We start from the raw sequence: 14,597 nt of genomic DNA on the forward strand, positions 1-14,597 counted from the left end.
GCCGTAGGACTTGCGCAGGCCGACGGCGGAGACGGCGATCGGGGACGGGTGGCCGTTCCCTCGCCTGGGCGTGGGCATGACAGATGAAGGCATGGGGCTCTCCCGGTGTCGATGTGAAGGCGGAAGCGGCTGGGGTGGTGGATCGTGGGTGGCGGGGCCGGGGCCGGGCGCGGCGGATGGCGATGGTGCCGCGCCCGGTGCGGAGGGTGGATCTAGTCGGTGCCCGCGGTCTGCTCCGGGGTCTCGCCCTCGGCGCGCGCGATGTCGTCGGTCAGCCGCTTCCGTGCGCGGGCGGGGACGTAGCCGCCGTCCGAGTAGTTCTGGGCGAACGCGTCGACGAACTCCACCGGGTCCTCGCCGACGATCTCGCGGATCGGCGTCCCGTTCGCCGCGGCCTGCTCGAACAGGTCGGCGAGGTCCTCGAACATCGACGCATTGCTGTCGCCGTCGGTCGGCACGAAGTGCATCAGGTACCGCTCGACCGCCTCGACCGCCGAACGGTAGTTCTCGGGAAGCTCCTTGACGCGCGCCTTGTACGCCCTCCAGCGCTTCTTCGGCCCGATCACCTTCGAGATGAAGCCGCTCTTTTCGACATCGGACATGGCTACTTACCCCCTTCGCGGAGCTGTTCCAGTCGTTCCGTGAGGAAGCTCCACGTCCTCCAGAACTCTTCGAGGTACTCCCGGCCCTGGGTGTTGAGGGAGTACACCTTGCGTGGCGGCCCCTTCTCGGACGGGACCTTCTCCACGTCGACGAGGCCGCGCTTCTCGATCCTGATGAGCAGCGCGTAGATGGTCCCTTCGGCGATGTCGGAGAAGCCCTGCTCCCGCAGTTCCGCCGTGATCTCGTAGCCGTAGGCGGCCCGGCCGGCCAGGATCGCGAGGACGATGCCCTCCAGCGTGCCCTTGAGCATCTCCGTTTCGAGCTTGGTCATGGAACACCTCCTCCATGAGCTATTCAGCGTTGTTGAGTACTGGTATACCGTAACGCTGACTACCGGTACTTAGCAAGACGGAATAGTGAAGTGCTCGGCTCGGCGCCCGCGGCTCCCGGCGTGGACCTGCCGTTGACGACGTCGGCGGGGCCGGCCCGGCGCACCGGACGGCGATCCGGCCCCCGTGAAGGCCGCCGCGAGTGCGAGCCCGGGCAGCAGCCGTCGCTTCGCGAGTGCGGCGGGCGAGGCCGCGTCCCGCCCCGGTGTCAGCGTGCCGTCAGCGGTCGCACCGGCGGAATCAAGGAAGTGTCAGGGCCGGTCGGCGGCCGCCCGCACCGGACTAGCCTCGGATGTCCGAGTCGTACAGCCCCGTGGGAATCGGGATCGGGGCGGCGCGACGAGACGCGCAGGCGTCGACCCGGATCGGCTTTCCCGCCGCATCCGATGACGCCCTATCGGAGGTGAGGTCCAGGTGGCCGTTCTCAGTGGCTTCCAGCGTCGGCCGTTCCATGTCGGCGTCCGTGCCCGGGAGTCGGGCGGGGCGATCCTGGCAGCGGTCGTGCGCAGGCTTGCGGACAGCCCGCTCGACAGCAGCGTGCTTCAGGCCGTGGGCGGGGCGTCGGGCTCTGGTGCTGCCCGTCGGGGCGGTGGGATGAGCGCCACCTGGCGAACTGTCACGGGCCCGGACGGTGCTCGGCGGCTCGAAGCCCAGTGGGAAGCCGACCACTGAGTGCGTCCGCTGCGCCGTCGGCGGTCGCCGCCCAAGCGGGGCCGAGTCGCGGGCCGGGTGGCCGCGGCAGGGGCCGTGCCGACTCCGGCCCGCGTCGCCGGGGCGTAGGAGCCGGTCCTGTGGGGCATCGGTCGCTGGCCCGAGTAGCAGCGTGGCGGAGTGTTCCGCTGTTGCGGTGACATCCATCCGGCGTTCCGCGGTCTGATCATCCGAGTCACATACCCTTTCGCCCTGCCGTCGGCCCGACGGCGGGGCGGTTCGGTTCTGTGACAGGGGTGCGGCGTGGCTTCGTCGGGTTCGGCAGATCCGGGGGCCGTACCGTCGGGACGGCAGCGCTTCCGCGCGTGGTTGCTGGAGGGCCTGGCCGACATGGCCAAGCAGCACCCGGGGCCGCACGCGCAGGCGCCCGTCGAGCACAAGGGCGCCCGCTGGTGGCGGGTGATGTGCCTGACCGGCCTGGACTACTTCTCGACGCTCGGCTACCAGCCGGGTATCGCCGCGCTGGCGGCCGGCCTGCTGTCGCCGGTGGCGACCGTCGTGCTGGTGGTGGTCACGTTGTTCGGTGCACTGCCGGTGTACCGGCGGGTGGCGAAGGAGTCGCCGCACGGCGAGGGCTCGATCGCCATGCTGGAGCGGTAGCATCACCACCCTGCTGATCCCGGAGGCGGCCTTCGAACCGGGCGGCGAGGCCAACGGCCGCGCGCTCGCCTACCTGGCGCACGAGTACCTGGGCAATACCTTCGGCAGCATCTACGACCTCTCCACGATCCTCATCCTCTGGTTCGCCGGCGCCTCGGCCATGGCGGGCATGCTCAACCTGCTGCCCCGCTACCTGCCGCGCTACGGCATGGCCCCGCACTGGGCGCGCGCCGTCCGCCCGATGGTGATCGTGCTGACCCTGATCGCCTTCCTGGTGACGTGGATCTTCGACGCCAGCGTGGACGCCCAGGGCGGCGCGTACGCCACCGGTGTCCTGGTGCTGATCTCCTCGGCGGCGATCGCCGTCACGATCGCCGCCCGCAAGGCCCGGCAGCGCAACTGGACGATCGGGTTCGCGGTGATCGCGGCGGTCTTCGTCTACACCACGGCGGTCAACGTCGCCGAGCGGCCGGACGGGGTGAAGATCGGCGCGTGCTTCATCGCCGCGATCGTGCTGGTGTCGCTGCTGTCCCGGCTCAAGCGGGCCTTCGAACTCAGGGTGACGGACGTCGTGTTCGACGAGGCCGCCGAGCGGTTCGTCCGCGACTACACGCACCGTCCGATGCGGCTGATCGCCAACGAGCCGGACAACCGCGACGTCGCGGAGTACCAGGAGAAGAAGCGGCAGATCCGGGTGGACAACGACATCCCGGCCGAGGACGACCTGGTGTTCGTCGAGGTCACCGTGCTCGACCCGTCGGAGTTCGAAGCGGTGCTGAGCGTCCGCGGCGAGGTGATGCACGGCCGCTACCGGGTGCTCTCGCTGGAGAGCTCCAGTGTGCCGAACGCCCTGGCGGCGCTGCTGATCCAGGTCCGGGACCGGACGGGCCAGCAGCCGCACATCTACTTCGAGTGGACCGAGGGCAACCCCTTCGCGCAGTTCCTGCGGTTCTTCCTGTTCGGCCAGGGCGAGGTCGCGCCGGTCACCCGCGAGGTGCTGCGCGAGGCCGAACCCGACCGCTCCCGGCGCCCCCGCGTCCACGTCGGCTGAGGCCGCACCGGCGCCGAGACCGGTTCGGCGCGGGTGGGGGACGGCTGCCGCGACGCGACCCCGTGCGCCCGCGGATCCGGTGCCGGCGCGGCCCCGCCCGGGCCACCACCCCGAGACACCGGAGCCGAGTGGAGGCAGCATGGACGTGACGGAGGTGGCGAACGGGCCGTGCCGGGGAAACTGCGGGTGTTTCTGGGGGCGGCGCCGGGGGTCGGGAAGACGTACGCCATGCTCGCCGAGGGCCGGCGGCTGCGGGCCGACGGGCTGGACGTGGTGGTCGGGTTCGTCGAGACGTACGGCCGGCGCGGCACCGAGGAGCAGCTGGACGACCTGCCGGTGCTGCCTCGCCGCACGGTGCCCTACCGCGGGATCGAGCTGACCGAGCCGGACGTGGACGCGCTGCTGGAGCCGCCCCGCGCTCGCCCTGGTCGACGAGCTGGCGCACACCAACGCCCCCGGCAGCCGCCACGCCAAGCGCTGGCAGGACGTGCGGCAGCTGCTGGAGGCGGGGACCGACGTGGCGACGACGCTCAACATCCAGCACCTGGAGAGCCTCAACGACGTCGTCGAGCAGATCACCGGTGCCGCCCAGCGCGAGCGGATCCCGGACGAGGTGGTCCGCGCGGCCGACCGGATCGAGCTGGTGGACCTCAGCCCGCAGGCGCTGCGGGCCCGGATGGCACAGGGTGACGTCTACGGGCCCGACCGGATCGACGTGGCGCTCGACAACTACTTCCGCGCCGGGAACCTCGGCGCTCTGCGTGAGCTGGCCCTGCTCTGGCTGGCCGACCGGGTGGAGGAGGAGCTGGCCGACTACCGGGCCCGGCACGGCATCCGGGCACCCTGGGAGACCAAGGAACGGATCGTGGTGGCGCTGAACGGCGCGCCGCAGGGCGAGCACCTGATCCGCCGGGGCGCGCGTACGGCCACCCGGGTGCACGGGGACCTGATCGGCGTCCACGTCCGCCCGGACGACGGCACCGTGTGGGCCGAGCCGCCGGGGCTGGCCGCACAGCGAGCCCTGCTGCGCGAGCTGAACGGCAGCTACGTGGAGATCAGCGGCACCGACGTCCCCCGAGTGCTGGTGGACTTCGCCCGGGCGGAGAGCGCGACCCGGGTGCTGCTCGGGCCGACCACCCGCTCGCGGCTGCGGGAGCTGCTCTCGGGCTCGGTGATCAACCGGGTCATCCGGCTGGCCGGGCCGATCGACGTGCGCGTCCTGCCGCCGCCCGCGCCCGGGCTGCTCACGGTGCCTCCCGGGCCCCGGCGGCGGCGTCCGGCGTCCGTGCCGGCCCGGCGGCGGTGGGCGGCGTGGCTGCTCGGTCCGGCCGGGGCGGCCGCCGCGGCCTGGGCCCTGTCGCCGCTGCGCGACTCGCTGGGGCTGTCCGGGGCGCTGCTCTGCCTGCTGCCGGCCGTCGCCGGGGTGGCCCGCCTGGGCGGGCTGCTCCCGGCGGCCGGGACCACCGCGGTGGCGGCGCTCGCCGCGGACTTCTTCTTCACCGAGCCGTGGCACAGTCTCAGGGTGGAGCACGCTGCGGACACGGCGGTGCTGCTGCTCTTCCTCGCCGTCGCCGGAATCATCGCCCATCTGATCGACGGCCTGGCCCGGCGTTCGCAGCAGGCGGTCCGCGCGAGGGCGGAGGCGGACGCACTGGCCAGGCTGGCGGGCGCAACGGTGGACTCCGGTGCGCCGGACCTGGCGGCCCTGCTGGCGGAGCTGTGCCGGGTCTTCGGACTGGATGGCGCGGGGGTCCTGGTGCGGACGGGCCCGCTCTGGAGGCCGGTGGTCTTCTCCGGCGGGCCGGTGCCGGAGCGGCCCGAGGACGCGCCGTTCGCCGCAGACCTGGGCCGGGGCGCGGTGCTGGTACTGGTGGGGCAGGGTCTGAGCGCCGAGGACGCGCGGCTGCTCGGCCCGTTCGTCACCCAGCTGCGGCTGGCACGCGAGCGGGAGCGGCTGGTGGCCGCGGCGTCGGCCGCCGAGGAACTGGCCACACACCGACGCGCTGCACACGACGCTGCTGGAGGCCGTGGAGCACGACCTGCGCACCCCGTTGGCGGCCATCCGGGAGGCGGTGGCCGAGCTGGTCGCGGGCGCGGGCGACCGGGGGGCCGCCGGTCGGATCGCCGCCGAGTCGGCGCGGATGGACCGCCTGGTGGCCGGACTGCTCGACCTGAGCCGGCTGCAGGCCGGAGCGGTGCCCGTACGGCTGAGCCCGACGGACCTCGGCGGTGTGGTGCGTGCGGCGGTCGCCGGCCTGCCCGAGGAGGAGGGGGCGGTGGTGTTCGGGATCGATGTCGCGGACGACCTGCCGCGAGCGGTGGCCGACGCCGGGTTGCTGGAGCGGGCGCTGGCCAACGTACTGGCCAACGCCCGGGAGTGGTCGCCACCGGGTGCGGACGTCGTGGTCGACGGGGGAGCGGTGGCCGGCCGGGTGGACGTCCGGGTGATCGACCGGGGGCCGGGCATCGCCGAGTCGGAGGTGGAGAGCCTGTTCCGGCCGTTCCACCGGGCCGGCCCGTCGGGCGAGGCCGGCACGGGCGGCGGGGTCGGTCTCGGCCTGGTGGTCGCCAGGGGATTCGTGGAGGCGATGGGCGGCGAGCTGACCGTCGAACCGACACCGGGCGGTGGGACGACGGTCGTCTTCGGGCTGGTCCGGGCGGCCGGGTGACGGCGCATCGATCGACCGACCCCGTGCCGGATCGTGTGACGACATCCCCGACCGGTCGCCCTGCCGGACCTCCGACCGGGCAGGGCGCCGAGCACGCCGATCAGGGCGACGTTCCCCGCCGGCCCTTGGGGCGCCGGCCGTGCGGCCGGCGCCCTTCGGCGTGGCTCCGGCCGGCAGGAGGCGTGGGCGTCTTCGGCCTCATGCCGGCCAGGTGCCGTCAAGGGGTGCGGATCAGTGGAGCTGGAAGGACCACTCCTGCTTCCAGCCGCCCTCGCAGGTCCAGACGCCGAGCTGCTTGTGGTCGGAGTCGTGGGTGAGGCAGTTGTCGTCGTCGATCTGCACCCGGTACTTGCCGTTGCCGAGGCTGACGAACTGCCACTTCTGGTTGGAGGTGTTGCCCCAGGCCTGCTGCTCGGCGACGTAGGTGTCGGGGTTCTCGGTGAGGTTGTACCCGAGGTCGTTGACGATCCGGTAGCGGTCCCCGCCCAGCGGCTTGATCGTCCAGGTGGAGCCCTTGTACCCCAGGAGCCCGCCCAGGACCGGCGCGCCCCAGCTCGCGGTCTCGTTCGGGGCCGTCGCGCCCAGCCCGTTGGAGAGCTTCAGGAACAGCGGCCGCTCGGTCGGGACGCCGGAACCGCCGCCGCCCGTCGGGGGCTTGGGGTCCTTCGGGTTCGTCGGCGTGCCCGGCTCGCCGGGCGTGATCACGCCGCCGGAGGTGGATTCGAGCACCCACTCCTGCTGCCAGCCGCGCTTGCACGTCCAGACGCCGAGCTGCTTGAAGTCGGAGTCGTGGGCGAGGCAGTCGTCGTCGGAGATCCGGATCTGGTACCTGCCGTTGCCGACCCCGAAGAGCTCCCACTTCTGCTTGGAGGAGTTGCCCCACGGCTGGAGTTCGGCCATGTAGTTGCTGTTCTCGGTGAGGTCCAGTCCGTAGGAGCTGGTGATCCGGTAGCGGCCGCCGCCGACCGCGGTGAGCTTCCACTTGGATTCGTTGCCGCCCCGGATCCCGGGGACGACGGACGCGCCGGCGGAACCGCCGACCGGGACGGCGCCGAGCCCGTTGTCGAGCTTCAGGTACACGTCGGCGCCGTTGCCGGGGGTGGTGGGGTTGGTGGTCGGCGGGGTGCCGCCCCAGGCCCAGTTCTGGTTGGGGGCGTCGCGGTTGTCCTCGGAGCCGCAGGCCCAGGCCGCCACGGTGCTGCCGTTCGCGGTGCGGCCGCTGAAGTCGTCGATGCAGACGTCCTTGGACCGGTCGTCCAGGTCCGTGAGGTGGCGCAGGCCGCCGCTGGGTGACATGTGCCAGCGCTGGCCCGGGATCTCCAGGCAGTCCCAGACCTGGAGCTTGTTCCCGTTGGCGGCCCGGTTGTCCGCGAGGTCGAGGCACTTGCCGTTGGCGGCCCGGAGCTTGTAGCCGTTGTAGGTCCACTTCTGGGCGTCGCCGCCGTTGCACTCCCACATCTGCACGGGGGTGCCGTTCGCGGTGCCGTTCCCGCTGACGTCCAGGCAGGCGTGGTAGCCGGGGGCGCTGGAGTCGGGGGTCAGGCTGCCGGTCCTGGCGCCGTAACCGGACCGGGCGGGGAAGTGGATGGTGCGCACGTCACCGTCGCACTTGTAGGGCCGCGCGGTGCCCGACCGGCAGGTCCACGGCTCCTTATTGACGCTGTCGCCGTCGTTGCCGACGAACGCCCAGTTCATGTAGCCGCCGTCGCCCCGGTTGCGGAAGGTCGACTCGCCCTGGAAGACCCAGATCCGGAACTTGTCGTAGCCGGAGGGCTCCTTCTTGTCCTTGTCCATGAAGTGGTTGAGCTTGTAGGTGGTGTCGAGCAGCACCCCCCTCATGTCGGCCTTGTGCTCGTTGGTGAACCACTCGGTGTCGTACAGGTCGGTGCCCACGGTCTTGAACACCATGACGTTGAAGCCCGGGAACTTCTGGCTCAGCTTGGTCGCGGTGCTCTGGGTGAACTCCGCGTTGTCCAGCTTGTTGGCGTTGGCGGCGCTGCGCATGAGCTTGATCGTGTCGAAGGCGGAGGTGATCAGCGAGCTCATGCAGTTGCCGCCGCCCGGAACGGCCGGGGTTCCGCAGGTCTTGTCCACGGGTGCGGCCGGCGCGGCCTCGGCCTGGACGGTCAGGCCGGAGACCACCGCGACGGCGGCGACCCCGCAGGCGACGGTGCGTTTCAGGCGGGACAGGATTTCCACGTCAGGATCGTCTTTCTTCTCGGTTCGAAGAGTATTTCTTCTCGACAGAGACGGATCGTAGACCCGGGAAATCGCGGTCCCGTGATTCCTTGCGCCATCCATATGGCAGGGGCGGGAGGTCTGCCCTTTCGCGCACCGCCCTGTCCCGGGGAATCGAGGACCGATCGCAATACCGGCGCTCGGGTAATGTCGACGGTCGGCTGTCGGCCCGGGAGATGTCTGGATGCCGTGCCTGGCAGGCCGAGCCGACGACGGGCAAGCGATCCGCCCCCCCGCAACACGGAGATCCCGTCCGATCTCCGGGATCGGACGGGATCTCGTGACCATTCACGATTCGGACTCGTGAGCGGTCGTTCGAGCCCGGGGAGGAAATCCCCTATCGGGAGCCTCCGGCGGCGAGGGGGACGGGCGCGCCGTGGCGGGCCGTGAGTTCCAGTTTCTCCAGCAGTTCGGAGGGGGACACGGTGATCACGGGGCAGGGCGCGTGGGTGCGGCAGTGGCGGGTGACGGAGCCGTGCATCAGGTGGTCGAGGCGGCTGTGCCCGCCGGTGCCGGTCACGATGAGGTCGTCCGGGCCGGCGGCGGCGACCAGGGCGGGGCCGGCGGGGCCGCGGATGACCAGGGGGTGGAGGACGAGACCGGTGGGGTAGCCGCCGTAGGCCTGGTCGAAGGTGGTGTCCAGGCGCCTGCGGGCGGCGTGCTCCAGTTCGGAGAGGGGGCGCAGGCCGTCGCGGTCCGACGGTTCCCAGGCGGTCAGCGGGACGAGCGTCGCCCCTCGCCGGACGGCTTCGTCGACGGCGCGGTACAGGGCCGCGAGGCTGCTCAGCGACCCGTTGAGTCCGACGATCACCCGTGTGGTGCCGGTCATGGCGGCTCAGCTCCTTCTCCGGTGTTCCGTTGCCTCCAGTGAAACGCGCCGTGGCGGTGGGGGAGCGGCTGCTGACGGGGCTCTGACGCCCGGCGCGCCGTTCTTGACGTGGCCTTGACGGAGTACGGATCGCCCGTGCCGCCGTCAGTCGAGGCCGGGGACGAACTGGATCAGCAGGTCGATCGCCTTGATGCCGAGGAACGGGAGGACCAGGCCGCCGAGCCCGTAGACGCGCAGGTTGCGGCGGAGCAGGTCGGTGGCGTTCGCGGGCTGGTAGCGGACGCCGCGCAGCGCGAGCGGGATCAGGGCGACGATGATCAGGGCGTTGAAGATGATCGCGGAGGCGATGGCCGAGGTGGGGCTGTGCAGGCCCATGATGTTGAGGCGGGCGAGGCCGGGATAGGAGCCGACGAACATCGCGGGGATGATCGCGAAGAACTTGGCGACGTCGTTGGTGATCGAGAAGGTGGTCAACGCTCCCCGGGTGATGAGGAGTTGCTTGCCGACCCGGATGATCTCGATCAGCTTGGTGGGGTTGGAGTCGAGGTCGACCATGTTGCCGGCCTCCTTGGCGGCCGGGGTGCCGGTGTTCATCGCGACGCCGACGTCGGCCTGGGCGAGGGCGGGGGCGTCGTTGGTGCCGTCCCCGGTCATCGCGACCATGTTCCCGGCCGCCTGCTCCTGCTGGAGGTAGGCGAGCTTGTCCTCGGGGGTGGCCTCGGCGAGGTAGTCGTCGACTCCGGCCTCGGCGGCGATCGCGCGGGCGGTGAGCGGGTTGTCACCGGTGACCATCACCGTGCGGATGCCCATCCGGCGCAGCTCGGCGAAGCGGTCGGCGATGCCCTCCTTGACCACGTCCTTGAGCTCGATCACGCCCAGTGCCCGGGCGCCGTGCCGGTCGTGGACGGCGACCAGCAGCGGGGTGCCGCCGTCGGCCGAGATCCGGTCGACGACCCCCTTGGCCTCCATCGGCAGCCGACCGCCGCTGCGCACCACCCAGTGGGCGACGGCGTTCGCGGCGCCCTTGCGGATCAGGCAGGCGGCGCCGTCGGGCCAGGCGAGGTCGACGCCGCTCATCCGGCTCTGCGCGGTGAACGGGACGGTGGTCTGTTCGCCCAGTTCGCCCTCGGCGCGCGGCGGCGTCCAGTACTGGCGGTCGGTCAGCTCGACGACGGAGCGCCCCTCGGGGGTGTCGTCGGCGAGGGAGGCGAGCCGGGCGGCCTCGGCGAGCTGCTCCACGGTGGCGCCGGGGAACGGGTGGAGGACGACGGCCTGCCGGTTGCCGTGGGTGATGGTGCCGGTCTTGTCGAGCAGCAGGACGTCGACGTCGCCGGCCGCCTCGACGGCGCGGCCGGAGAGGGCGACGACGTTGCGCTGCACCAGGCGGTCCATCCCGGCGATGCCGATCGCGGAGAGCAGGGCGCCGATGGTGGTGGGGATGAGCGCGACCATCAGGGCGACCAGCACGACGGTGGTCTGCGGGGATCCCGCGAAGATCGCCATCGGCTGGAGCGAGACCACGGAGAGCACGAAGACGATGGTCAGCGAGGCGAGCAGGATGTTGAGGGCGATCTCGTTCGGCGTCTTCTGCCGGTTCGCGCCCTCGACCAGGGCGATCATCCGGTCGATGAAGCTCTGGCCCGGCCGGGAGGTGATCCGCACGACGAGGTGGTCGGAGAGGACGCGGGTGCCGCCGGTGACGCTGGTGCGGTCGCCGCCGGACTCGCGGATGACGGGTGCCGACTCGCCGGTGATCGCGGACTCGTCGACGGCCGCGACGCCCTCGACGACCTCGCCGTCGCGGGGGATCACCTCACCGGCGGGGACGAGCACCAGGTCGTGCAGGAGCAGGTGCCCGGCGGGGACGGACTCGTGGCGGTGGTCGTGGCCGCCGACCCGCCAGTGCAGCAGGCGGCGGGCGGTGGCGCCGACCTGCGTCTGCCGCAGCGAGTCGGCCTGCGCCTTGCCGCGGCTCTCGGCGACGGCCTCGGCGAGGTTGGCGAAGAGCACGGTGAGCCAGAGCCAGAAGCTGATCACCCAGGCGAACACGCTCGGGTGGACGACCGCGGTGAGGGTGGTGAGGGCGGATCCGGCCTCGACGACCAGCATGACCGGGTTCTTCGCCATGGTGCGCGGGTGGAGCTTGCGTACCGCGGCGGGCAGTGCCTCCCGGAGCTGGCGCGCGGTGACCAGCCGGCGGCGACCGGGAGGCGGCGTGCTGGGGCGGTGGCCCGGGTGCGGTGGCGACGGCTCGGCCTCGCCGGCCTTCCGGCGGCGGAACCAGTCGGGCCGGTCGGGCCGGCGCGCGGCCGGGTCGGTGGTGGTGGCCGGTGGGGTGGTGGTGGCCGGTGGGGTGAGGGCCGAGCGGCGCATCGGTTCTGGGACCTTCCGGAGCCGTTCCGGGAGCGGGGACGGCGTGTCAGCGATGGCGGGACGAGCGGGACGCCGCACAGCGAAGCACCGGTCCTTCGCCCACCACGTGCGTCTTGACGCCCGCTTGGCGCGCTGCGGGGAGTCCTTGACGCGACCCTGATACGCACCCCTGACGCCCCGTCGGACGACCGGCGTCACCTGCTGACGGCCGGGCCCGCCCAGTACACGACCTCGCGCCGGACCGCCCGGAAGCCCGCGGCCTCCGCGAGGGCCCGGCTGGCACGGTTGCTCTCCGGAGCGGACCAGGTCGGGGTGAAGCCGTGCGTACGGGCGGTGGCGGTGGCCGTACGGACGCAGGCCAGGGCGAGGTCGAGACGGCGGAAAGCCGGGTCGGTCGCGACGGCGATCTCCAGGTGGTCCCGGCCGACGAGGTACCCGCAGGCGAGCGAGGCCAGGTACGGACCGAGGAACGCGTCCCAGGCGAACCCGCTTGCCGCGAGGCGACCGTGGCCGCCCCAGGTCCCGGCCGTCCAGTGCGGCTCGCCGTACCGCACCGCACCGCCGCGCAACGCGAAACGGTCGAGTCCGACCTCGTCGCCCGGGCCGAGCGGGCGGACCCAGCCGGAGGTGTGCACCGACACCGGCCGCGGGCGGCCCCGCTGGGCGTACACCACGCGCACCCACGGGGTGACGTGGGTGAAGGCGCGGCCCAGCAGGGGGAGGAAGCGGTCGGGGACGTGGAACTGGCCCCGGCCGAGCCCGGCGAGGGCGGCGGGATCGAGCCGGGCCGGGTCGCCGCTCAGCAGCCGTTCCGGTCCGCAGTGCACGAGCAGCGCGCGGACCGCGCCGGGATCGTCCGCCCACCAGCCGCCGTGGCCGCTCCGTTCGACGTGGCCGGCCAGGAGGGCGGCCCCGGGGAGTTCCGGGGTGAACCACTCGGTGGACGGGAGCGCGGTGGCGGGGGCGGTCAGGGAAGTGGGCACCCGTCCAGTACCGCGCGCCGGGCGGCCCCGGTGGCCGGCCCTTGACGGAAGTCTGGCGGTGATCGCAGCGACGCTGACGGAACCTTGGCACGGCTGGGGGCGCGGTCGCCCGGGCACGGCGTCAAGAGCGCGTACGGATCATGGTCGACCGCGTCAGAGCCCCGTCAAGACCGGGCGGGCCCACCGCGTCCTGCGGCTTGGCTGGAAGCGGCTGGAGACAGCCGAGGACGAGCGAGTGAACCGCGGCGGAGTGAGGAACAGGACATGAACGGCAGCCACCGGAACGACGAGCGGCCCCCGGGCCGCGTGGTGGTCGGTGTCAGCGGCTCCCTGGGCAGCCTGGCCGCCCTCCACCGCGCGGTCGCCGAGGCCCGTCGAACCGGGGCCGAGGTCCTCCCCGTCCTGGCCTGGGAGCCGCCCGGCGGGGAGTTCGGCTACCGCCGCTCCCCGTGCCCGCCGCTGCTCGCGGTCGTCCGGGACGCCGCCGACCAGCGCCTGCGGGATGCCCTGGACGCGGCCTTCGCCGGTGTCGACCCGGGTGTACGGCTGCAGCCGCTGGTGGTCCGCGGCGAGACAGGCCCCGCGCTGGTGACGACAGCCGACCGCCCCGATGACCTCCTCGTGGTCGGCCGCAGCGGCGGCCTGCTGCGCCGCCGACTGCTGCCGTCGGTGACGGCGTACTGCACGCGGAAGGCCGGCTGCTCCGTCCTCGCCGTCCCGCGGCCGGAGCTCCAGCACGACCTGGAGACGCTGCACCGGCGCAACCACTGGCACCTGCCGCTCGGAGCGGCACCCGAGCCGCTCCGCACGAAGGGTTAAGGCCCTCTTCCGGACGGACTCGTCCTGGTGTCACTGCCGGAGCCGTTCGCCCGGATCGAGGTGCGGCACGAACCGGGGTTCCGCTCCACGCCGGTCGTCGAGCCCGTTCCGGACGGCCGGGTGCGTACGGGCGTGGCTCCGTTCGACGCCCGGTGCGAGGTCTACGCATCCGATCCGCACCACCGGCGGACGGGGCTCTCGGCGGCCGAGACCGAGGTGCTGCTGGCGGCGCCGGTGCCGTCGTACCGGCACGTCCTGAACGTGGCGGTGTCGGTGACGGCGGGTGTGGCGGCGCTGACCTCCGCGGTGCCCGGTCTGTACGACGACCGGGTCTGGCTCTGCCTGGGTGAGCTGGCGCTGGTGACGGCGGTGAACCTGCGCGGGATCGCCGAGTCGGCCCGTTGGTTCATGGCGCCGACGGCCGTCTTCGTGCTCTCGATCCTGACGATCGTCGTGGTCGGTCTGTTCCGGGACGCTCCGGTGAGCACCGCGGCGGCCGAGGGGCACGCCTCCGTGCTGGCCGGCAATGCGACCGCGGTCGGCGCGCTGCTGCTGCTCAAGGCCTTCGCGGCCGGCTGCTCGGCGCTGACCGGCGTGGAGGCGGTGGCGAACGCCGTCCCGTCCTTCCGCACGCCGGGCGTGAAGCGCGCCCAGCACGCCGAGGTCGCGCTGGGCGCGCTGCTCGGCGTGATGCTGATCGGACTGGCCGTGCTGATCGCGCCGCGACTGGGAACTGTGGCAGCCGGGCGTGCCGCTGGTGGAGATCCCGGACTCCCACCGCCGCCTCGGCCCGCCGATCGCCGCCTTCGTCGACCGCCTCGGCACCGAACACGCCTACGACCGGCTCACCGTCCTGATCCCCGAAGTCGAACCGGTCCACCCCTGGCAACGCGCCCTGCAGAACCGCCGCGGCGCCGTCATCGACCGGGCACTGCGCCGGCACACCGACGCGGTGGTCTGCCGGCTCCGGATGAGGATGTAGTCGAGCGGTAGAGGGTGGCCGCGGAGCCCCGGACGGCCCCGCCCTCCGGGGCTCCGAAACGTTTAGGACAACCCGTGGTCTCGGGCGAATGACGCGGTTATCAAGGCCGCGTCAATGTTTCCGAACCACCCGTATGGACGGCGTCAGGGGACCACTGCGGGCCCTCTCCGGCTGGTTTGCGGCTGCAGCCGGTCTTCCCCCGGTGCCGCGCCGATCAGGGCGGCCTGGACGCGCCGTTCCACGCCCAGCTTGGCCAGCAGGCGGGAGATGTGGTTCTTGACGGTCTTCTCGGCGAGGTAGAGCCGCTGGCCGATCTGGCGGTTGGTGAGCCCCTCGCCGACCAGCGCCAG

The 14,597-nt window shown here is 72.5% G+C and carries 9 protein-coding genes and 4 pseudogenes; 6 read left to right on the forward strand and 7 right to left on the reverse strand.

All coding sequences use genetic code 11. From position 1 onward, the window contains the following. Nucleotides 1-212: 212 nt before the first annotated feature. Together AC067J_RS43320 and AC067J_RS43325 are read right to left on the reverse strand one after the other, a co-directional pair. Nucleotides 213-602, reverse strand: a complete 390-nt coding sequence (locus AC067J_RS43320) for a DUF1048 domain-containing protein (RefSeq protein ID WP_478308383.1) — start codon at nt 600-602, stop codon at nt 213-215. Between the two features lie 2 nt (nt 603-604). Then, nucleotides 605-934 carry a PadR family transcriptional regulator gene (locus tag AC067J_RS43325; RefSeq protein ID WP_478308385.1) on the reverse strand — a complete coding sequence of 110 codons (330 nt, stop codon included), beginning with the start codon at nt 932-934 and terminating at the stop codon, nt 605-607. A gap of 1,099 nt (nt 935-2,033) precedes the next feature. Here AC067J_RS43325 and AC067J_RS43330 point away from each other — a divergent pair. The 4 genes and pseudogenes from AC067J_RS43330 to AC067J_RS43345 all read left to right on the forward strand — a co-directional run bounded on the left by AC067J_RS43330 (nt 2,034) and on the right by AC067J_RS43345 (nt 6,023). Continuing rightward, nucleotides 2,034-3,354 (forward strand): annotated as a pseudogene (locus AC067J_RS43330) (APC family permease). Nucleotides 3,355-3,582: 228 nt separating this feature from the next. After that, nucleotides 3,583-3,702 (forward strand): annotated as a pseudogene (locus AC067J_RS43335) (sensor histidine kinase KdpD); the annotation flags it as partial. An 88-nt stretch (nt 3,703-3,790) separates the two neighbouring features. Further along, nucleotides 3,791-4,924, forward strand: a pseudogene (locus AC067J_RS43340) (DUF4118 domain-containing protein); the annotation flags it as partial. A 448-nt stretch (nt 4,925-5,372) separates the two neighbouring features. Further along, complete coding sequence (locus AC067J_RS43345) at nt 5,373-6,023, forward strand: sensor histidine kinase (RefSeq protein ID WP_478308392.1); 651 nt, start codon at nt 5,373-5,375, stop codon at nt 6,021-6,023. Between the two features lie 231 nt (nt 6,024-6,254). On the opposite strand, the gene AC067J_RS43350 is transcribed toward AC067J_RS43345, so the two are convergent. From AC067J_RS43350 to AC067J_RS43365, 4 genes are all read right to left on the reverse strand, one after another. Continuing rightward, complete coding sequence (locus AC067J_RS43350; RefSeq protein ID WP_478308386.1) at nt 6,255-8,222, reverse strand: RICIN domain-containing protein; 1,968 nt, start codon at nt 8,220-8,222, stop codon at nt 6,255-6,257. 376 nt (nt 8,223-8,598) lie between these two features. Beyond that, nucleotides 8,599-9,090, reverse strand: coding sequence for a universal stress protein (locus tag AC067J_RS43355; RefSeq protein ID WP_478308387.1), 492 nt, complete (start codon nt 9,088-9,090; stop codon nt 8,599-8,601). Nucleotides 9,091-9,234: 144 nt separating this feature from the next. Continuing rightward, nucleotides 9,235-11,463: a potassium-transporting ATPase subunit KdpB gene (kdpB, locus tag AC067J_RS43360; RefSeq protein ID WP_478308388.1), complete on the reverse strand. Its 2,229-nt coding sequence runs from the start codon at nt 11,461-11,463 to the stop codon at nt 9,235-9,237. A 194-nt stretch (nt 11,464-11,657) separates the two neighbouring features. Further along, on the reverse strand, nt 11,658-12,446 hold the full coding sequence (locus AC067J_RS43365; RefSeq protein WP_478308389.1) for a GNAT family N-acetyltransferase: 789 nt from the start codon (nt 12,444-12,446) through the stop codon (nt 11,658-11,660). A gap of 264 nt (nt 12,447-12,710) precedes the next feature. On the opposite strand from AC067J_RS43365, the gene AC067J_RS43370 reads away from it, so the two are divergent. Together AC067J_RS43370 and AC067J_RS43375 are read left to right on the forward strand one after the other, a co-directional pair. After that, nucleotides 12,711-13,265 (forward strand): universal stress protein, encoded by a 555-nt coding sequence (locus AC067J_RS43370; RefSeq protein WP_478308390.1) that lies wholly within the window; start codon nt 12,711-12,713, stop codon nt 13,263-13,265. Between the two features lie 123 nt (nt 13,266-13,388). Next, nucleotides 13,389-13,982 (forward strand): annotated as a pseudogene (locus AC067J_RS43375) (amino acid permease); the annotation flags it as partial. A 408-nt stretch (nt 13,983-14,390) separates the two neighbouring features. On the opposite strand, the gene AC067J_RS43380 reads toward AC067J_RS43375, so the two are convergent. After that, nucleotides 14,391-14,597 (reverse strand): response regulator transcription factor (locus AC067J_RS43380; RefSeq protein ID WP_478308391.1); only part of this gene is annotated, 207 nt, incomplete at its 5' end.

The organism is Kitasatospora sp. NPDC042419, assembly GCF_056437345.1.